This window comes from Stenotrophomonas sp. 86428_Sma, from assembly GCF_056481585.1.
The window spans coordinates 3159163-3178895 of record NZ_CM151156.1 but is presented as its reverse complement, the minus strand read 5'-3'; the positions used below and the strand labels follow the sequence as shown (position 1 = coordinate 3178895).

At 66.1% G+C, this 19733-nt stretch carries 19 protein-coding genes and 1 pseudogene; 12 read left to right on the top strand and 8 right to left on the bottom strand.

Translation table 11 applies throughout. The features are described from left to right. Positions 1-29: 29 nt before the first annotated feature. The 3 genes from ACZK3J_RS14680 to ACZK3J_RS14670 all read right to left on the bottom strand — a co-directional run bounded on the left by ACZK3J_RS14680 (position 30) and on the right by ACZK3J_RS14670 (position 2510). On the bottom strand, positions 30-1451 hold the full coding sequence (locus tag ACZK3J_RS14680; RefSeq protein ID WP_478476018.1) for an XVIPCD domain-containing protein: 1422 nt from the start codon (positions 1449-1451) through the stop codon (positions 30-32). 12 nt (positions 1452-1463) lie between these two features. Continuing rightward, on the bottom strand, positions 1464-1970 hold the full coding sequence (locus ACZK3J_RS14675; RefSeq protein WP_223224724.1) for a hypothetical protein: 507 nt from the start codon (positions 1968-1970) through the stop codon (positions 1464-1466). A gap of 324 nt (positions 1971-2294) precedes the next feature. Beyond that, positions 2295-2510, bottom strand: coding sequence for a hypothetical protein (locus ACZK3J_RS14670; protein WP_071227482.1), 216 nt, complete (start codon positions 2508-2510; stop codon positions 2295-2297). A gap of 30 nt (positions 2511-2540) precedes the next feature. Between ACZK3J_RS14670 and ACZK3J_RS14665 the strand changes: the two genes are divergently transcribed. The 3 genes from ACZK3J_RS14665 (at position 2541) to ACZK3J_RS14655 (ending at position 6036) form a co-directional block, all read left to right on the top strand. Continuing rightward, a complete protein-coding gene (locus ACZK3J_RS14665) occupies positions 2541-2870 on the top strand; it encodes a hypothetical protein (RefSeq protein WP_478476017.1) in 330 nt (109 codons plus the stop codon). A gap of 167 nt (positions 2871-3037) precedes the next feature. Then, positions 3038-5500, top strand: coding sequence for a S9 family peptidase (locus ACZK3J_RS14660; protein WP_478476016.1), 2463 nt, complete (start codon positions 3038-3040; stop codon positions 5498-5500). Between the two features lie 215 nt (positions 5501-5715). Further along, positions 5716-6036 (top strand): hypothetical protein, encoded by a 321-nt coding sequence (locus ACZK3J_RS14655; RefSeq protein ID WP_006376283.1) that lies wholly within the window; start codon positions 5716-5718, stop codon positions 6034-6036. 10 nt (positions 6037-6046) lie between these two features. On the opposite strand, the gene ACZK3J_RS14650 is transcribed toward ACZK3J_RS14655, so the two are convergent. Further along, entirely contained in the window at positions 6047-7030 is a 984-nt protein-coding gene (locus ACZK3J_RS14650) for a hypothetical protein (RefSeq protein WP_049463183.1), read from the bottom strand. 138 nt (positions 7031-7168) lie between these two features. On the opposite strand from ACZK3J_RS14650, the gene ACZK3J_RS14645 reads away from it, so the two are divergent. Beyond that, positions 7169-8134 (top strand): DUF2268 domain-containing putative Zn-dependent protease, encoded by a 966-nt coding sequence (locus ACZK3J_RS14645; protein WP_478476015.1) that lies wholly within the window; start codon positions 7169-7171, stop codon positions 8132-8134. A gap of 49 nt (positions 8135-8183) precedes the next feature. Then, the gene (locus ACZK3J_RS14640) at positions 8184-8972 is read left to right on the top strand and encodes an SGNH/GDSL hydrolase family protein (protein ID WP_478476014.1); all 789 of its coding nucleotides are present in this window, start codon (positions 8184-8186) and stop codon (positions 8970-8972) included. Here ACZK3J_RS14640 and ACZK3J_RS14635 read toward each other — a convergent pair. After that, positions 8947-9831, bottom strand: coding sequence for a LysR family transcriptional regulator (locus tag ACZK3J_RS14635; RefSeq protein WP_478476013.1), 885 nt, complete (start codon positions 9829-9831; stop codon positions 8947-8949). The genes ACZK3J_RS14640 and ACZK3J_RS14635 overlap by 26 nt on opposite strands. A gap of 105 nt (positions 9832-9936) precedes the next feature. Between ACZK3J_RS14635 and ACZK3J_RS14630 the strand changes: the two genes are divergently transcribed. After that, the gene (locus tag ACZK3J_RS14630) at positions 9937-11070 is read left to right on the top strand and encodes an agmatine deiminase family protein (RefSeq protein ID WP_201116746.1); all 1134 of its coding nucleotides are present in this window, start codon (positions 9937-9939) and stop codon (positions 11068-11070) included. 6 nt (positions 11071-11076) lie between these two features. Here the strand turns inward: ACZK3J_RS14630 and ACZK3J_RS14625 are convergent, their stop codons facing one another. Beyond that, the gene (locus ACZK3J_RS14625) at positions 11077-11622 is read right to left on the bottom strand and encodes a thioesterase family protein (RefSeq protein ID WP_049397600.1); all 546 of its coding nucleotides are present in this window, start codon (positions 11620-11622) and stop codon (positions 11077-11079) included. 69 nt (positions 11623-11691) lie between these two features. Here ACZK3J_RS14625 and ACZK3J_RS14620 point away from each other — a divergent pair, with 69 nt between their 5' ends. The 6 genes from ACZK3J_RS14620 (at position 11692) to ACZK3J_RS14595 (ending at position 15938) form a co-directional block, all read left to right on the top strand. Continuing rightward, the gene (locus ACZK3J_RS14620) at positions 11692-12267 is read left to right on the top strand and encodes a TetR/AcrR family transcriptional regulator (protein ID WP_049463188.1); all 576 of its coding nucleotides are present in this window, start codon (positions 11692-11694) and stop codon (positions 12265-12267) included. A gap of 52 nt (positions 12268-12319) precedes the next feature. Continuing rightward, positions 12320-12703, top strand: coding sequence for a nuclear transport factor 2 family protein (locus ACZK3J_RS14615; protein ID WP_049463189.1), 384 nt, complete (start codon positions 12320-12322; stop codon positions 12701-12703). A 153-nt stretch (positions 12704-12856) separates the two neighbouring features. Continuing rightward, positions 12857-13636, top strand: a complete 780-nt coding sequence (locus tag ACZK3J_RS14610) for a hypothetical protein (RefSeq protein ID WP_049463190.1) — start codon at positions 12857-12859, stop codon at positions 13634-13636. Positions 13637-13688: 52 nt separating this feature from the next. Next, positions 13689-14534 (top strand): energy transducer TonB, encoded by an 846-nt coding sequence (locus ACZK3J_RS14605; RefSeq protein WP_478476012.1) that lies wholly within the window; start codon positions 13689-13691, stop codon positions 14532-14534. After that, the gene (locus tag ACZK3J_RS14600) at positions 14534-15406 is read left to right on the top strand and encodes a hypothetical protein (RefSeq protein WP_049463192.1); all 873 of its coding nucleotides are present in this window, start codon (positions 14534-14536) and stop codon (positions 15404-15406) included. The genes ACZK3J_RS14605 and ACZK3J_RS14600 overlap by 1 nt, the downstream gene beginning before the upstream one ends. Before the next feature lie 13 nt (positions 15407-15419). Next, entirely contained in the window at positions 15420-15938 is a 519-nt protein-coding gene (locus ACZK3J_RS14595; RefSeq protein WP_049463193.1) for a hypothetical protein, read from the top strand. 46 nt (positions 15939-15984) lie between these two features. Here the strand turns inward: ACZK3J_RS14595 and ACZK3J_RS14590 are convergent, their stop codons facing one another. After that, complete coding sequence (locus tag ACZK3J_RS14590; RefSeq protein ID WP_478476011.1) at positions 15985-18096, bottom strand: TonB-dependent receptor family protein; 2112 nt, start codon at positions 18094-18096, stop codon at positions 15985-15987. 150 nt (positions 18097-18246) lie between these two features. After that, a pseudogene (locus tag ACZK3J_RS14585) lies at positions 18247-19682 on the bottom strand (serine hydrolase domain-containing protein). Positions 19683-19733: the final 51 nt, after the last annotated feature.

The following is a 19733-nucleotide window of genomic DNA, read 5'->3' as shown; positions in this document are numbered from 1 at the left end:
GCGTCCCGGCGGCTCCATGTCGTTCCCCGTCAGTGCGTCAGCGCGCCGCGCTGCTGCTCCTGCACGCGGACCTGTTCCTGCGTGGCCTGAGCGGCCTGCCGCTGGTTGACCACGGCAAGCGTATCCAGGCTGTCCTGCACCGGACGCTGGGCGGCCTCGGCAGTGGGTGATGAGGCGCGCAGCGAGGCCGGATCTTCCAGCGGCCCCATCACCACAAAGATGTTCTGCGCCGCGCCCGCACCCTCGGTCTGGCGGCTGAGCACCACATGGTCGACCCGGTCCAGGCCGTTTTCGCGGGCCAGCACCAGCAGGCTGGCACTCAGGCGCTCGCTGGACGCATCGAAACTGCGTCCGTTGGCAGCATCCAGCTCAGCTACCTTGCCGCGGATCTGCTCGTGCAGCGAACGGTCACGGCCTTCCGCAAGCAGCGTCGGTAAGCCATCGCCCTCCACCGCATGCTGTGTGGTGATCGGCACATGCGTATGCGTGCCCTCAGTGTGGTCGAAGTAATGCAGCGTCGACGGCGAGGTACTGGTATCGAAGTAGGGCTGGCGCGGGGGCGAGCCCTCGCCGAGGTTGAGCCCGTTCTGCTCCAGTAGGCGCTCATCCAGGCCCAGCTTCTTCATGTTCACTTCCATCCGGCTGACGCCATCGGGCGCTGGATTCGCGGCCTCGTATTCGCTGGCCAGTCCGATCGCCAGGGCGCCGTAGAAATTCTGGTAGTCCGAATTCCCATGATGGCCCAGGCCGGTGCTGACGCCCTGATCGTAATAGTGCCTGGCCATTCCCTCGATGTTGGCTGCGGTGGGGGAGATGGTCAGGTCCGCATTGAGGGTCAGCTCCGGGTGCGGGGCATAGGTGATCGGCGGGCCGGGGCGCGACTGGATGACATCTGTCGAGCGGGTGCTGGCTTCATACAGGTCGCGCAGGGTAGCGTCCGGGTTGTTGGCACGTACCTGGCTGACCAGCGCATTCCAGCCTGCGATGTTCGAAGAAGCCTCATCGCGGCGGTTGGCCGCGAGCAGGGTGCCGATGGCCTCGGTGTAATCATGGCTCGTTGTACGGCCCGCGACCTGCTCCACGTCGGCTTCGAACTGCACGTAGGCGCGCTCGACATCAGCATCGTTGAAGCCGTGCTGGATCTCGTGACCGAGCACAAAGGTGACCTCGGCCGCGTCGAGCCGGTCCGGCGCCGCCGGGGTCGACAAGCTGCTGGCGGGCAGGTTGATGGATTTCGTGCCGGTCTCGTAGGTGCCACCCGCGTTGCTTGTGGCGGGCAACAGTTCGAAGCGTTCCAGATAGCCTGCCGCGATGGCGGCGTCCACCTGCTTTGCCAGCACGGGCGAGCCCGCGATGACGCTGCGCAGATTGTCGACCTGGTCGCTGGTGACGTCGGTCTTGCCAGCGAATTCGCCCAGCAGGCGTTCCGTTTCTGCGGAAAGGATCGTCATTGATGGCTCCCCTTACTGCACGGTGACAAGACGCACGCAGGCATGCGTGGCGTCGCCGAGGGCGTGAGGGTTCTCGGGCATGGTGTCGACCTTGATGCTCAGCTGCGGTCGATCGAAGCGGTCGTAGATCACCCGGCCGTGTTCGCCGCGCACCGTCTCGCGCTTGAAGCCGGCGGCATCCAGTGCGGAAGCGAAGTGGTTGAAGTCGACCTGGCAGATCGCCGCAGCCGAGGCCTTGCGATCGCTGCTGGTGTCCATGAAGTTCAGGTCCAGCCGCGCGTCGGCAGTGCCGGCCCGCTGCACTTCCAGTCCATAGCCCCATTCCGGTGTCAGCGTGCCGCCATAGCCGAAGTGGCCGGGGCCGAAGACCTGCGCCGGCGCCTGCATTGCCGCGGACAGGCGCTCGGCGGTGAGCTCGCGGGTGGAGGTCGTGACCTTGATCAGGTCCAGCAGGCGCAGCAGCAACTGCTCGGCATTGAGCGGTGAGGGCGAAGTGGTCTCGGATACGGCGGGGGCCATGGTGTCGGTTCCTTGAGAAGTCGGCGTGCGGTCGGCGGCATGTGCGCAGGCGCAGAGCGTGGTCGCTGAAAGTGCGAGCGTCCACGGTCGTATGAATGCGTACCGGGGCATGTGCGTTCCTTGCAGATTGAAGGCTGACCCTAGGGCCAGCCGGATGAAGCAGAGGATAAGCGTAATCGAGGCACCCGAATGCGTTACAAAAGGTGAACGGGTGCGCATTCTTCACTTGACCATTCCGCGCGCGATGTCAGCATCGGGTCCATGGATCATCAACTTCGCGTGTGACCTTCAACAGGAGGCCGTCATGCAACAACTGCGCAGCTGTCACGCTTTACCCTGCATGCAATGCAACGCGTGGTGTTGACCCTGGTCTGATACGGCCACTTTGCCGGCACGGATGGCCGCCACCCACAGCATCTGCCACTGTTCACCCGATGCGGTCCCGGCATGCTCTTGCCGGCCCTGCAATAGACATACGCCCGCCAGATTGTCCTCTGCGTTGCCCGATGGCCTTCGCAGCGCGGAGGCTGGCTTGTCCATGATGATCCTGCAGGCTTTGGAGGTGCACCGATGAGCGACCAATACGAACAAATGCTGCCGGCCCTGGACGATGCCAAGGTCGAGGAAATGATCGGAAAACTGGTGCTGGTCGGGGTGACCCGCTACGGCGGCGACGGCCAGGTGCAGGGACTGGAGCAGTACGCGGGAACGGTGCTGCGCATCAGTGCCGATGAAGGCGTGGTGCTGGCCGACGAGAACGATGGCCACGAGCGTTACCTGCCGCCGATGCTTGACCAGTACCTGCCGGCCCAGCCGGGAGAGTACCGGATGAGCAACAGCGGCATGATCGTGGTCGACCCGGACTATCTCACCGCCTGGGACCTGCACGCCCAGCAGTAGTGCCAGGCCATGCCTGGCAGGTGCCGGCAGCTCCCCGGCACCTGCCGGAGCTGCACTTTGCCCCATCCGGCCACTAGCCCTTCCGGCCCATTCACGACAACTCCTGCGGTGCTAGATTCGGGGCCATGCCCGATTCCGGGTACCCATTCACACCCCAGGGGATAAGGATGCTGATCCGTCGAACCTCTCTGGCAGCGGCCGTTGCCGTTGCCACCGTCGGCCTGCTGGCCGCTGGCCCGGCGCTTGCCGATTACGCGAAGCCGCCGGAGCACCTGCTCAAGGTGCTGAAGGCACCGCCGCCGCCAGCACCGAACGTGGCCCCGGGCGGCCAGCGCCTGCTGCTGACCACCGCGCAGACCTATCCGTCGATCAGCCGCGTCGCCCAGCCGTACCTGAAGCTGGCCGGCGTTCGGCTGGAGCCGAAGAACCGCAGTCGGCATGACACCCCCGGCGGCTACGGTATTCCGGCCTGCGTGGCCGACTTCACCCTGGTCGATATCGGCAGCGGCAAGGAGACCAAGGTCAACCTGCCGCAGGGCTGCGCCACCGGCGCGCTGTGGTCGGCCGATGGCAGCCATTTCGCCTTCCAGAATGCGGTCGATACCAGCGTGCAGCTGTGGGTAGGCGATGCGGCCACCGGCCAGGTGAAGCAGGTGCCGAACGTGCAGCTGAACCCGATCTTCGGCTACACCGTGCAGTGGCTGGGTGGCAGCCAGAACCTGCTGGTGAAACTGGTGCCGGCCAATCAGGGTCCGGCGCCGTCCAACGGTGGCGTGCCGACCGGTCCGGATGCGCAGGAATCGCTGGGCAGCAGTGGCGAGAGCAGCACCTACGAAGCCCGCGACACGCTGACCAGCGTGCATGACGAAAAGCTGTTCGCCTACTACGGCGCTTCGCAGCTGGCCGTGGTCGATACCGCCGCGGGCAGCGTGCGCCCGGTGGGGCAGCCTGCGCTGTTCAACGAGGTCAGCGCCGCGCCCGACGGCGTGCACGTGCTGACCGAATCGATCAAGGCGCCGTACTCACATGCGGTGACCTACCAGCGCTTCGCCAACGACGTGGCCGTACTGGACGTGAGCAATGGCCGCAGCACGCCGATCGCCAGCCTGCCGCTGGCGGATCGCGTGCCGGTGCACGGCGTACCGGAAGGCCCGCGCGGTTTCGACTGGCGAGCCACCGATCCGGCGACCCTGGTCTATGCCGAAGCGCTGGACAAGGGCGACTGGAAGGTCAGCGTGCCGCACCGTGACCGCGTGCTGATGCTGAAGGCCCCGTTCAACGGCAGGCCGACCGAGATCACCCGTACCGCGCAGCGATTCGAGGGCTTCGCGTGGACCGCCGATCCGGCCGTAGCCTTCCAGTACGAGAACGACGAGAACCGTCACTGGATGCAGACCCGCATCGTCGACGTGGACCAGCCGAAGAAGGAAGGTCGCCTGCTGTGGGACATGTCCAGCGATGAGCTGTACGGCAATCCCGGCAACCTGGTGTTTACCCGCCTGCCGAATGGCGCGCAGGTCGTGCGCCGTGAGGGCAACCACGTGTTCCTCAGCGGCCGTGGCGCCTCGCCGCAGGGCGATCGTCCGTTCCTCGACCGCCTGGACCTGGGCACGCTGAAGAGCGAGCGCCTGTTCCGCAGCAGTGCCGACGCCTACGAACAGTTCCTCGGCTTCAGCAACACGCCGGGGCGCTACCTGACCTGGCACCAGTCGGTGATCGATCCGCCGAACGCCTTCATCCGCCAGCAGGGGGAGGCAGTGGCCGATGCGAAGACCAGCGAGGCGCAGTTCGCGTCCACCGCGACCGCGCTGACCAAACTGGTCGACCCGACCCCGGAAGTGCGCCAGATCAAGAAGCAGCTGGTGACCTACAAGCGCGCCGATGGCGTGGACCTGTCGTTCACCCTGTACACGCCGCCGGGCTACAAGGAGGGCCAGCGCGTGCCGGCGATCCTGTACGCCTACCCGGCCGACTTCGCCAATGCCGCGCAGGCCGGCCAGGTGTCCGGTTCGCAGCAGACCTTCACCCGCCTGCAGCCGTACCGCCTGATGCTGCTGGCCGGCTACGCGATCATCGACAATGCCTCGTTCCCGATCGTGGGTGACCCGAAGAACGCCTACGACACCTACCTGGAGCAGCTGGAAGCCGACGCCAAGGCAGCGGTGGACAAGGCCGTGGACATGGGCGTGGTCGACCGCAACCGCATCGGCGTGACCGGTCACAGCCATGGCGGCCTGATGACCGCCAACCTGATCGCGCACACCAACCTGTTCAAGGCCGGCGTGGCGACCAGCGGTTCGTACAACAAGACCTTTACCCCGTTCGGCTTCCAGAACGAGCGTCGCTCGGTATGGCAGGCGCAGGACGTGTACCTGAAGGCCTCGCCGTTCTTCTATGCCGACAAGATCAAGCTGCCGCTGCTGCTGGTCCACGGCGAGGACGACGCCAACCCGGGCACCGAGCCGTTCCAGTCGCGCAAGCTGTACCAGGCCATTCGTGGCAACGGCGGTACCACCCGCCTGGTGATGCTGCCGAACGAACCGCACTGGTACACCGCGCTGGAGTCCAACGAGCAGCTGGTGTCGGAGATGCTGAACTGGTTCGACACCTACGTGAAGAACGCCAAGTAGCGTCGAGCGAGCTCGACTGCTTTGCACGAGGCCGCCTTCGGGCGGCCTTCCTGCATCCTGTAGAGCCGCGCCATGCTCGGCTGCTGTTCGCATGTAAACAGATGCACGTGCTCTGCAATCAACTGTGGAGACTCGGTAACGACGTGTTACCGGCACATTCGCATGCCACGCAAATGGTCTAGGCTGAACCTGATCGCTCGTTCCAGGTCGGTGCAATGAAAGCCATTCTCCTTGCTGCAACGTTGTCGTTGGCCCTGGTTTCAACGGCATATGCTCAGTCGTTTCCTGCTGAGCTGACGCAATTGGGCATTGTCGCCGGCATGCCTTACGCCAAGGCCAAGCGCCTGCTGGATGCTGCAGGCTGGCAGGCGAAACCTGCGCAGGGCGCGCCGGAGTCGCTGGAGGGCTTTCCGGAAGTCGGATGCCAGAAGGACGGAAAGCAGTGTGCGACGACCTTCGAAAAGGACGGTCAACAGATCGCGGTGCGGCTGGGCACTACCCTGGCAGGGCAGCCGTTCGTGCAGAGCGCTGACTGAGCAGCCGCCCTCACGCCAGCGGTAGGCGGTCCTGCGCGTGGGATAACCCGTCATGCAGATCGCGCACGTGCTCGGCCTTGGCATGCACCCGGGTGGTATCGCCGAAACTGCGTAGATAAGCGCAGGCTGCGAAGCCGGCGCTCTTCTTTTCGTACTCGGCAATCCAGGCCAATCGATCCGGGTTGTTGGCCTGTTCGGATGACCACGCGGCCACTGGCGGGCGGATGCGGTACTTCAGGCCGACGCGCCACGGCTTCGGTGTCAGTCGCGCACGGAAGCAATGCTGCAGCCGGCACATGCGCGCGTACAGGGTATCGGTGCCCAGTGCCTTGAAGAATGCCTGCAGCTGCTCGTCCTCCGGGGAGAACGTGGCATGCATCGCCAGTACGCGCAGTCCCGCAGGCGTCCGGTAGGCGCGCAGATGCCAGTGGGGGTGTTGTTCGCTGAAGGCTTCCACGCGTCGCAGCGCCAACCCCTCGGCGCCCCCGGCGGCGGCCAGCCGCTGCCTGCGGCGCATCAGCAATGCCGCATTGACCAGAACCACCGCCGCCACGCCCAGCACCAGTCCCACCAGCCAATGCCACAGCAGCGTGCCGGTGACGGCGCCGGCAAGCAGCACGACCGCCGCAACGATGGCCGGCATCACGCAGCCGGCTGGCGGCTGCGCATGGTCGATGTCGGCGAACAGTACGTCCGGGCTGTTGAGGCACAGTGCGCCATAGCTGTTGCGGGTTATGACGACGTCGCCGTCGCGCTGCACGATCTGCTCGCGGATCGGCACGCCTTCCACGCCGTAGTTGCTGCGCACTTCGCGACGCGGCAGCACCTGTCCGGCGAGGATGGCATTGAGGGCTTCATTGGCGCGGCGGTCGGCGTGCACCTGCGCCTCGGCAGGGCCTTCGTCGGACCAGCCGAAGCGGCGCACCACCACCGGCCGGCCACGGAAACGGGCCTGCAGGCGGGCTTCGGCCCAGTAGGCGGGAACGATCATCATCGCGGGGTGCTCTATCTTCCGTGGCAGGTGCCAACGCGAGTCTGGCACAGCGCCGGGGTGCCCGCATCTGCTTGCTGCGGCGGCCGGGCCGGAGTGATAGATTGCGCGCTTCGCATGCACTCCACCAAGGACGGAGCGATGTCCATGATCCTGCGCGGCCTGTTGGCCCTGGCCTGTGCCGGGGTGGTTGGCATGGCCACGGCGGCGGCACCGGCCGGGCCGCAGATTGTCACTGACGATGTCAGCCGTTTCTACGCGCTGTACGACAACGCAGGTGGCAAACCCAGCGTTGCGCAGTTGCGTGGCTACATGGCCGAGGGTTCGGCGGGCCTGACCGAGCTGGCCAAGGCGCGCCGGGTCACCCCCGAGCGCATTGCCGAGTCCATCGCCAGCCAGCCGGAGCTGTATGTGCAGGGGCGAAGCTGCCTGGCCGAACTGCCGGCGGTGAAACAACGTCTGACGCAGGTGTTTTCCAACCTGCAGGCCATCTATCCGCAGGCTGCGTTTCCGCCGGTGACCATCGCCGTCGGCCGTGGTCGTCCGGTAGGGTTGACCTCGAAAAGCGGCGTGATCATCGGCCTGGAAGCGCTGTGCGCAGCCGATTTCATGAATCCCAATGTGCAGGACCGCTTCGTGCATGTGATCGCGCACGAGTACGTGCACATCCAGCAGACCGGCCTGACCGACTTCGAGCCGGGCGACCCGCATGCGACGGTGCTGCGTGTTTCGTTGGGCGAGGGCATTGCTGAGTTCATCGCCGAACTGATTTCCGGCAACGTCGGCAACGGGCGCCATGCGGCCTGGACCCGTGGTCGGGAAGTGCATATCGAAAGCGCATTCGCGCTGGATCTGGACAGCACCGATCTGTCGCCGTGGCTGTACAACTACAAGCCCGGTTCGCAGGAGCCCTATGACCTCGGGTACTGGGTGGGATACCGCATCGCCAAGGCCTATTACCTGCAGGCCAAGAACAAGCGTGACGCGGTGCGTGCGCTGATCCAGCAGGACAACCCGAAGGCGATCCTGGCCGCCAGCGGCTGGACGCCGGGTATGTGGATGCCGGCGAAAGTCACGGGTGTGGCGGCGCGTACGGCTGCACGCTGAGCACAGGGTGGGGCGTTAGACTGCTGAAGATGATTTCAGGAGTACCCGCATGCGTGGACCTGTTGAGCTTGCCACTGCCACTGTCGTGGCGTTGGGCCTCGCGTTGGCTTCTCCGCTGGGCGCCGCTGAGGCCGTCGCAGTCAACCCGCTGCTGCAGACGCCCATCGACCAGCTACGCCCCGACGAAGTGCGCTTCATGCAGCAGCGCCTGGCCGATTGGCCGGAGCTGCAACGCTATCGTGATGCCAATGCGCGCCTACCTGATGCGGTGCCCGGCCAGCCGCGCGTGGTGTTCTTCGGTGACTCCATCACCGAGGGCTGGGGCAGGGAAGGCAGTGCCGGTTTCTTCCCCGGCAAGGGCTGGCTCAACCGCGGCATCAGCGGCCAGACCACGGCGCAGATGCTGGTGCGTTTCCCGCAGGACGTGCTGGCACTGAAGCCACAGGTGGTGGTGATCCTGGCCGGCACCAACGACATGGCAGGCAACACCGGCCCATCCACGCAGGCGATGATCGAAGACAACCTGCACGCGATGGTGGACCTTGCCCGTGCACATGGCATCGGCGTAGTGCTGGCATCAGTGCTGCCGGTCAGCGATTACCCGTGGCTGCCGGGCACAGCACCTGCGCCCAAGGTGCGTGCATTGAACACGGCATTGAAGCGCTATGCCGATGCACAGCAGCTGGTCTATCTGGACTACTACACGCCGATGGCCAATGCGATCGGCGGACTGGACCCGCAGTTGGCGGAGGACGGCGTGCATCCTACGGCGAAGGGCTATGCGGTGATGGCGCCGTTGGCCGAGGCGGCGGTCAAGCGCGCGCTGCAGCAGAAGTAGCTTCTGCGGGCAGACTCGCCAGCAACCACTCACAGAAACTGATCACCAGCGGATCGGCCGCGCTGTCCTCATGCACCAGCCAGCTCCAGCGCGGGCCGCGCACGCGTGCATCATCCAGGGCTTGCAGCAGGCCTTGTTCGCAGGCTCGGGCTGCCAGCAGCTCGCTGACCAAGGCGATGCCCAGCCCTTGGCAGGCTGCATCCAGCAACTGCCCGGGCTCGGAGAAATTCATTCCCTCGCGACGCTGGCCGACATCGGCGCCACCCTGTACCTGCCATTGGCTCCAGTCCATCTCGCGCTCGCCATGCAGGGTGAGGCGTTCGTGCGCCGGTGTGGCGAGCAGGGCCGGATGGCAGGCTGGATAGAGGCGGTCCTGCAGCAGCACGCGATGCTCGCACTGCGCCTGTGAGTCGAGGTCATCACGCACCGCCACGTCCAGCGTCTGCGTGGTCATGTCTGGTGCTTCCTCGCTGGTCAGCAGCCATAGGTCGGCGTCGGGATGCAGGCGGTGGAACCCGGCCAGGCGTGGCACCAGCCAATGGCGGGCGAAGGCCGGGCTGGTGTTGACGATCAGTTGATTGGGCTTGCGGTACTGATCGAGCCGGCGGATGCCGCTGGCCAGCTGCCGCAGCAGCGCCTGCGTTGTTTCCAGCAGGTCGATGCCGGCATCGGTGAGGGTGACGCTGCGGCCCTGCCGGAAGAACAACGGCTGCTGCAGCGACGCTTCCAGGCCCCGGATCTGCTGGCTGATGGCCGACTGGGTCAGGTGCAGTTCCTCCGCCGCACGGTGGAAACTGCCCAGCCGGGCGGCAGCCTCGAAACCCCGCAGGGCGTTCAGCGGTGGCCAGTGCTTGAGCATTTCAGATAAGTAAAGCTATTCATTTGATGGCTGAATCTATCGTTTGTTCTTATGTGTCGGCAAGCGCAGCATAGCGCCCATCCCACACCGGCCATGGAGCCTGTCATGAGCAACCGTCGTCACTTCCTCACCCAGCTGGCGGGCGCCGCCGGCCTTGGCGGCCTGGCTGCTCTGGGCCTGGCCGGGCTGCCGGGTCGCGTGGCTGCAGCAGGGCCAGGTGCGGGGACTTGGCGCATGCCGGACGAGCACGGCCCACAGGAACGCGTGTTCCTTGCCTTCGCCGCGCAGCCGCGGGTGTGGGGCGCGCAAGCCGATGCGGTGAACACCGCCGTGGCGCGGTTGGCCCGTACCATCGCGCGCCACCAGCCGGTCAGCGTGCTGTGCCGCCCGGCGCAGTTGAAGCAGGCGCAGGATCGCTGTGGCCGCGACAACATCGAGTTCCTCGAGGTGCCGCTGGATGACATCTGGGTGCGCGACTATGGTGGGTGCTTCGTCACCGATGGCCAGGGCGGGCTGGGCCTGGTCGACTTCAACTTCAATGGCTGGGGCGGCAAGCAGAGCGCGCGCAACGATGGCGCGGTGGCGCCGTGGCTGGCGCAGGTGACTGGCGCGACGCTGCTGGAAAGCGATCTGGTGGGCGAGGGCGGTGGCATCGAAGTCGATGGCCATGGCACGGCCATCCTCACCGAAAGCTGCTGGGTCAACCGCAACCGCAATCCGGACTGGTCGCGCGCGGATATCGAGGCCGAGCTGAAGCATCACCTGGGCCTGCGCAAGGTGATCTGGCTGCCCGGCATCGCCGGCAAGGACATCACCGATGCGCACGTGGACTTCTATGCGCGCTTCGTACGCCCGGGCGTGGTGATCGCCAATCTGGACAACGATCCGGAGTCCTACGATTACGACCTGACCCGCGAGCATCTGCGGATCCTGCGCGGGGCCACCGATGCCGATGGCCGTCGCCTGCAGGTGCATACGCTGCCGCCGCCGCTGGACGGACGCGACAACGTGCATACGCGCGACAACGACGATCTGGCGATGGGCTACATCAACTACCTGCCGATCAACGGCGCGGTGGTCGCGCCGCAGTTCGGAGACGACGAAGCGGATGGATTCTGCCGCGAACTACTGGAAGACATGTATCCCGGCCGCGTGATCGAGCAGGTGGATATCGATGCCATCGCGGGCGGCGGTGGCGGCATCCATTGCGTGACCAAGAACATGCCGAAGGTGGGCTGACGCGCCTCAGGCGTCGTCCTGCTTCAATGCGGCATCGGCAGCCAGCAGCGCCTCGGCGGCTGCACTGAGCGGCGGCGACGGCGGGGCGACCACGCCGATCGCTTCCATCATCTTCGGCATGCCCAGGAACTGCCGCGCGCGGCGGTCGTAGATGCCGGTGACCAGCAGCGCACGGGTGGCGATCTTCTGCTCGGGCCCGATCAGTACGCGTTGTTCCATGATCCCGCGCGAGCCGACCCAGCCGACCAGCCGCGTTTCCAGGGTGAAGCGCTGGAACGGCTTCAGCTCGCGGCGGAACTGGATGGTGCCGGCGCCGACGATCGGTGCCCACTTCTCGCGCAGCGCCACCCGGCCCAGGCCCATGCGCAGGATCAGGTCCAGCCGGCCCAGGTCGAAGATGTTCCAGTAGCGGCCGTTGGTCATGTGCAGGTTGCTGTCCAGGTCATTGGGCAGTACCCGGAACTGCAGCCGCGAGACCCCGAACGGGGCCTCCAGCTTGGGCCGGAACAGGCTGCACAGGAGCAGGTGGAGCAGGCGGAACCAGAGATTCATGGTTATGACGACTGTTATATAATCGCCGGTACGCTAATCTATGACGACTGTCCTGGCAAGGAGCCTGCCGTGAGCCCGCGTCCCTCTGATGCGCCACAACGCGTGATTGATGCTGCGGCACAGATGCTGGCGCGTGTGGGTCTCAATGCCACCAGCATCCGTGAGGTCACCAAGCTGGCCGAGGCACCGCTGGGCTCCACCTATCACCACTTTCCCGGCGGCAAGCAGGAGCTGTTGGCGCGTGCCACCCATATGGCCGGCGACAAGGTCGAAGCGTTGTTGGTGGAGCTGCTGAAGGGCGGGGCGGTGCAGGGCCTGCAGCAGTTCCTGACGATGTGGCGCGAGCGCCTGCTGCGCACGGATTTCCGCGCCGGCTGCCCGGTGTTGGCCGCTGCGGTGGAGGAGCCGGTGGAGGCCGTACCGAGCCAGCCGCGCGCGGCAGCTGCAGAGGTATTCGCGCGCTGGCAGGGCCATCTGGCCGCAGCGTTCGTCGCCGACGGACACGATCCGGCCGCCGCGGGTGGGCTGGCCAGTCTGGTGATTGCCAGCGTGGAAGGTGCGGTGGCGATGAGCCGCGCACTGCAGGACATCGCCCCGTTCGACCAGGTGGCCGCGCAGTTGTTGAAAGCCGCCGCGCGGCCTTGATCCGGCGGCACGGTCGCGGGAGACTCGGCGCAGGCCCTGACGGGACGCCGCCATGGACGAATCGCACTGCCGCCACCTGATCGAGCACTACCTGCAGGCCTACAACCGCTTCGACATCGACGCCATGCTGGCGGTGCTGGCGCATAACGTGCGTTTCGAGAACCACAGCGGCAGCCAGCTGACGATGGTCACCGAAGGCATCGATGCCTTCGGCGAACTGGCACGGCAATCGGCGCCGTTGTTCCGCGAGCGCGAGCAGCGGTTGCTCGAGTTGACCTTCGAGGATGGCATGGCGCTGGCCAGGATCGGCTGGCGTGGCGTGTTCGCGCAGGACATTCCCGATGGTCCCAGTGCGGGCACGGAACTGGCCCTGCAGGGACGCAGCGAGTTCGCTTTTGAGGACGGTCGCATCGTGCGGATCATCGACCGCAGCTGAGGATCGATGGCATAGGCCCGCCGTCTGGACAGCGGACCTGCCCGCGGTAGAATCCGCCCACCACCGCTTACGCGTGCCCGGCAAGGATGTCCGCATGCAGTATCAGGTTTTCGAGCTTCCACGCTGCACGATCTGCGGCATCCAGCGGCGCCGATGAAACGCACCCGTTTCTTTACACGCAGCCCATTGAAGCTGCCGGCTAATCGCGGCAGTGAAGTCGTGCGCGCGCGGCAGCATCTGCAGCAGCTCGGCTGGCCGCGCCTGCAGATGGCGCTGATCGTGGCCCTGACCGGTGCGGCCGGTTTCCTCGCCTCGCACCTGCTGCGTCTGGCCGGTATCGACGCGATGCTGCTGCGCTACCCGATGGCCGTGCTGCTGGCCTATGGCGTATTCCTGCTGCTGATGTGGATCTGGATCCGCTGGCGCTGGGACAACGTGCTGGATGGCCTGTCGCCGGATGTGGGCAGTGGCAGCCCATCGCCTCGTGGAAGTGCCGTGGAATCACCGTGGAGCGGCGTCGGTGGCCGTTCTGGAGGTGGCGGCGCGTCAGCTTCGTGGAATGAGTCGGCGCGGGTCAACGGCGACGATGCCGGTGAGCTGCCGTTGACCGGCCTGGCCGAAGACGAAGCAGGCCTGCCGTTGCTCGCGATCCTCGGCCTCGTCGCGCTGGTGGCGACCGTTCTGCTGGCCAGCGTGTGGATTGTGTGGTCGGCGCCAGTGCTGATGGCCGAGCTGCTGGTGGACGCGGCCATTGCCGGAGGCCTGTACCGGCGCATGCAGGGCATGCGGGAGCAGGGATGGTGGCGCGTATGCGTGACGCACACGATCTGGCCGCTGCTCGGCCTGCTGCTGTTCTTTGCTGTGCTGGGTTGGCTTGCGCAGGCGCTGGCTCCAGGAGCGACCCACCTGCTGCAGGTCATTCAAGCAGTGTAGCGCCACGTTCCCGGCCGATATCCCAACCTGCTTCATTTCTTCGAGGAGCTTCATGCGACAGCGCATTGCACGGAAGCGCATCCTGACGACAGCGGTCGTCCTGTTCGTGGCTGCTGGCGCAGCGCTGATGGCCAGCGTGCGCCCGCAGTGGCGGCAGGATGTCAGCCCGCCTCCGATCAATCTGGGAACGGCACGGATGCAGGCCGAGGTGATGGCAGAGCTCATCGACCTGCGACCGACACCGCCAGGAAAGCCGCCAGTACCATCGATTCCAATGAAGGCAGTCTCCTCCCCGATGCTGACTGGCAACAGTGCGTTCGCGACCGCGGAGGTGCCACTGGCAGATGTCGCGCCAGCACACTTCGAGCCGCGCGGCTGGGAAGCCGACATGCCATTTGCAGTGATGGAATGGACTGCGCCTTCCTGCGGTGAAGGAGACCCCGTCCCGGTCTGCCAGGTTCGTCACAGCGTCGTCGAGTGGCGCGATGATGACAGTGCGGCGTCCTTTCAACTTCAGCAGCATCTGGAGGCGATGCTGCAGGTTGCGAACCGCCGGGCTGTACGCGTACCCGACCTCGCGTTTGAGCTTGCGCATGTGCGAGCGCAACGGATGACGTGGGACGAGCTTCAGCAACGGCGCGCACGCGGCGTCGAGGGATGCACGGGTGGCCGGGGCAATCCGGATCTGGGCGTTGTCTATCTGCAGCGTCCTGTGTTCAGCCTGGACGGGAACTGGGCAATGGCATCGATCGCCTCGGATCTGTGCAGTGGAGGAACGGCGATGCGCGCCCTCTACCTTCTGCACCGCAGCAAGGGCGGGTGGGAGCGTGTTCGAGTGGATCCTGTCCGCTATATGAGCTTTGGCCACGGCCTGTGGCCCGCGTTGCCGGAGTCGTGATGACAGATACCTCGTTCAAGCCGGACCGTGACTGCCAACAACGGATCGTCTGGCGACGCATTGCGTCGTTGGCGGCGGCGCTGTCGGCTTTGGCTCTCATGGCCGGAGTCTGCAGCCTGCGCCCGAGGTGGCAGCAGGCGATCGGTCCGCCATTGGTCAACCTGGGAACGGCGCAGATGCAGGCGGAGGCGATGGCGCTGGCGATCCGGCAGAGGCCGCCTTTCTCCCCTCCACCTCCGCCAGAGCCGCAGCCAACACCAGTTCTGCCATCGCCGCTGAGCGAGGTGCCCACCGCACCGCAGACGCCGTCCACGCGCGTCGATCGATGGCGCCCGCAGGAGCAGCCACAGTTGACCGACCCGGTGGGGGAGGACATCTACGTGATGGAGCAGACCTTGCCCTATTGCTGGCCGGGCAGCAGTGCCTCCACCTGCCAGGAGGTGGACGATCTGGTCCTGCCGCTGGACGATTGGTGGCCGCAGGACATCCATGCGCTGCGGTTGCAGCTGCAGGCGGACCTGGTTCCCGCCAATCGCCGTTCCACGCCAGTGCCTGCGGCCGCATTGGCCGGTGTGCAGCGGATGGACAGCGCGGGGCTTCGAGCGCTGCGGGAGCAGGGGTGCGGGGCAACGGTGCATGGGCCGACTCGGACATACGACCACGTCGTCTATCTGACCCGGCCCGTTTTCAGCGTCGATGGGCAGTGGGCTATGATCGCGGTCGCCTGGGATTCGTGTTCCGACGATTTCGTCTACCGGGAGCTTGTCGTACTGCATCGGGAACAAGGACGCTGGATGGCCGAACCCCCGGAACGGGGTCTGGGCGGCGTATGGGACGGCCGCGTACTGCGGCCCTGGACGTACAACCACTGACGAGGAAGAGCGCATGGATGTCGCTGCACGCAGGAACAGGATGTTGTTTCGTTGGATCATGGTGACGCTGCTGGCGGTGTTGTTGCCGTTTGCAGCACTGGCACAGCCTGCAGCCGGGCAGGCCGATGGCGCCGAAGCCGTTACTGCCGCGGAAGAGGCGCAATGCCGCGCCTGCACTTATGAGCGTATTGGGCCCAAGGTCGATATCGGCCTGGTGGCTCTGATTTCGCTGCTGGTGGTGGGCCTGCTGGTGGCGGTATCCCGCGAATGGGGCACCACCTCGCAACGATGGACCTGCCGCACGCTGGCCCTGTTGCTGGTGGGTGTCGGTGTGGCGTTGCTGTGGTGGGCTGGCAGCGTCGTCTACCTGGGCTACAACCCGTGGCAGGAAATGGCCGCCCCCGTCGATGGCTCGCTCACCTCGACACTGCTCACTACCTCACCGAAGTGGCTGGCGGCGATGGTGCTGATCGGCTTCGCGCCTTCCATCTGGAAACGCAGCGAGCGCCTGCCGGCGTGGCGCATCAGCTGACATTGAAACGGCGGCGCTGGATCACACCCGGCGCCGCCTGCGGTCATCAGTCAAAGCGCAAACGCACACCAGCGTAGATGCCACGGCCTTCGCCCGGCGTCGAGCGGGCAATATCCTTGCCGGCATCGTTGTAGCCCGGCGTGACCGTGGCGGCGTAGCGGCGATTGCCGATGTTGCGCATCTCCGCCCAGGCCTGCCAGCGGCCACCGGGTGCGTCGTAGCCGATGCGGCTGCCGAAGATCACACGGCTGTCGGCCCAGTAGCTGTTGGCGTAGTCGACGGCGATGCGCGAGGCGTATTCGGTATTCAGCGCAGCGTACAGGCCGGACGCGTGATCGAAGCGCAGCTCGGCCTGGTAGGCGTGACGCGGCAGGCCGGGCAGGCGGTTGCTGCCGAAACGCGCATCGTGGCGATAACGAAAGTCGCTGAAGGTGTACGCCTGGCGCAGCGACAGGCGGCCCGGCGCTGCCTGCCACAGCGTGCTGTCCAACCCGGCTTCGATGCCGCGGTGAACGGTGGGGCTGGCGTTGTTCTCGGCGATGAACAGGTTCGGCACCGGCTGCAGCTCGACGCTCAGCAGTTCGTGGTTCACGTGTGCGTAGTAGCCGGTCAGTTCCCAGCGACCCAGCGCCGCGTCACCGCGCGCGCCCAGTTCCAGCGTGGTGGCGGCCTGGTTCTGCATCGGCACCGGCGCGCGCTGGCGGCCGCTGGATGGGCCATTGCCCGGCCCGAAGTACTGGTTCGAGCCCCAGATCATCGACCACGGGTGCGGTGCTTCCACCGAGCGGCTGAGGTTGCCGAACCACTGGGTCTGCGCGCTGTGCTGCCAGGTGAAGCCCAGTCGGGGCGCGTAGTCCCAGTCGTGGTCGCGCAGGCGGCCGCCGCTGCTCGGCCAGGTCACCTGTACATCGCGACGGGTGTTGATCAGTGCCAGCCCGGTCTGCATGCGCAGGCGGTCATTGAAGGTGAGGGTATTACCTATGTGCAGCGTGCTGTCGGTGCCGTGGTGGCGGAAGTCACGCGTGCGCGTGCCGGCGGCATAGCCGTTGCTGGCAAAACGCAGCGACTCGCGCACATCGGCATCCAGGTCATGGGTGACGCGCAGGCCGACCGTGGTTTCGCTGTCCAGGCCGAACAGCCGGTGCCGGTGGCGGTAGTCCAGCGTGGCGTTGAGGTTGGCGTAGTCCAGCTGCTGGCGGTACAGGCTCTCGTTCAAGTCCATCGGGTACGTGTGGTAGACCAGCCCGGCCTGCAGCGAAGAATCCTCATCGATCTGCAGCGTGGTGACGTTGCCCACCCACGTGCTGCCGGGCTGCGGGCGACGTGCATCGATGGCCAGGTTGGCCGGGTTCGCCGCATGCGGGTCGTTGCGGATCTGGTCGCGGGTCAGGCGACCGGGTGTTTCGTGATTGGTTTCGCGGTAGCGCACGAAGAAGCGCGTCTGCAGGTCGGGCGTGATCTGCCAGCCGATGTTGGCCATTGCGCCCTTGCCGTCGCCGCGCGCATGGCGCTGATAGCCATCGAACTCGGTATCGGTGTAGGCCAGGAAGTAGTCGACATAACCACTGACGCCGCCCCAGCTGATCCCACGCTTCTGGTAGCCACGACTGCCGGCTTCGTAGTGCAGCTGCACGCCCGCAGAATCACGGCCGCTGCGGCTGACGTAGTCGATGGCACCGCCCAGTGCCAAGGCACCACGCTCGAAACCGTTGGCGCCGCGCAGGACTTCTACGCGCGATAACCACAGCGGTTCCAGCAGTTCGTAGGGTGTGCCGCCCGGGCCGGTCAGCGGCAGGCCGTCGATCGACACCGCAATACCCGAGGCATGCGCGCCGGGGCCACGGTTGATGCCCGAGCCCCGGATCGAGACCTTGGTGCCCTCATTACCCGGTGACTGCGCGCTGATGCCCGGTTGGTAGGCCAGCACATCGGCACTGCTGGACAAGCGGCTGTCGGCCTTGGCCACGTCGATGACGTTGCTCGCGCCGGGTACGCGCTTCAGCGCCTCGCGCGCCTGGGCGCTGGCATCGGCAGCAGCGGTGACCTGCACGGCATCCAGCGTGGTGGCCTGCGGCGCAGCAGCGGCGGTGGTGGAGAGGCCAAGGGAAACGGCCAGGAACAACAGCGACGGGGTGGGGCGGTACGACGAGAGCGACATGCGGGAATGCTGTAAACTACGAAAGTGGCGCGCAAGTTAACAGGTCGGCGACGTCACGTCACCCATCGGCGGCGTATGGCCGCCCGCGCTCCTTGTAGAGTCGAGCTTGCTCGACTGCCTCTGTGTCCCGGAGTCGAGCACGGCTCGACTCTACAGCGCCGGCTTCGCCAGCGCCTTGGCCTTTGCATACAGCCGATCGGCCGCTTCCTTCTCGCCCAGCGCCGCATGGCACTCGGCCAGGCTGTCCCAAGCATTGGCCGAATCCGGATACAGCTCGGTGTTGAGCGCGAACACCTTCACTGCCTTGCGTGCCCCGAGGCTCTCGCGGATCGCGTAACCATCGGCATTGATCGCGCGTTCCAATTCACTGGCAGCAACCTTGTTGCTGTCGCGCAGCCAGCGATGCACTGCTTCGGCCGCGCCGGCGCTGTCATCCAGCGCATACGCGATCAGTCGCTCGGACAATACCGCATGCGGAAACTCCTCCGGCGCGGCCACCGCCATCGTGCTCTCGACCAGCATGCTCGACCAGACATTGCGGGCGCTGCCGTTGGTCAGGTACACGAACACCCAGTAGCCGCTGGCCAGGGTGCCCTTGTAGGCCAGCCGCGCACGTACACGGGTGCCGCCATCGTGGCCGACCTGGGTGTAGCCGTCGCTGCGGGTGGTGTCCCAGCCCGTGGAGAAGAAATTGCTGCCGCCGCCGGCCAGTTTCTGCGGCTGCCAGAGTTTTTCCAGGGTCGCCGTGCGCAGCAGCTTGCCGGTCGCCAGCGCCTGCAGGAAACGGTTCATGTCACCCACGGTGGTCTGCAGATCGGCATGGCCCCAACCGTAGTCCGGCCAGGGGTCTTCGTTCGCTGGCTGCAGCTGACCGTCCTTGCCGATGTACGGCACCGCTGCGCGCTGCGCCGGCACGCTGGCTGCTCCCCATGAAGTGCGGGTCATCTTCAGCGGCTGCAGGATGCGTTCGCGCGCGATGGCCGGGTAGGGCTTGCGGTAATGTGCTTCCAGCAAGGCGGTCAGCACCAGGTAGTTGGCCTGCGTGTACTGCACGCGGCTGCCGGTGACGAACTGCATCGGTGTCGCGCCGGCCACCTTCAGTGCAGCGCCAAGGTTAGGCGCCACTCCGGTGTAGCCCTTGCTCACCCAGCGGTTGTCCACCCGGTCGTAATACTCGCCGATACCCGAGCTGTGGTTGAGGAAATCGCGTACGTGAATCGCCTGCCATGCCGTCGGTAGGTCCGGAACATAACGGCTGGCCGGTGCGTCCAGATCCACCTTGCCCTGGTCGACCAGCTGCATCACCAGTGTGCTGGTCAGCAGCTTGGCCATGGATTGCGCGGCGAAGATGGTGTCGACAGTGGCAGGCACATGGGCAGCGGGATCGCGTTCGCCGCTGGCGCCCTGGTAGAGCACCCGGCCATTGTGCGCGACCAGTACCGCCTGGCCGGCGATGCCGTAGCGCTCGCGGTTGGCCTGCAGTTGGGTGTCGAGCTGAGCAGAGAGAGTGCCGGGAGCGCCACGTGCAGAAGCGATCGGAACGCGAAGAGGGCACAGAGCAATGCGGCAGCAAGGGTGCGGTACATCGCGGTGATCCGTCGGCGGTGATGGCGCATGTTGGTCACGGCGGGAGAGCG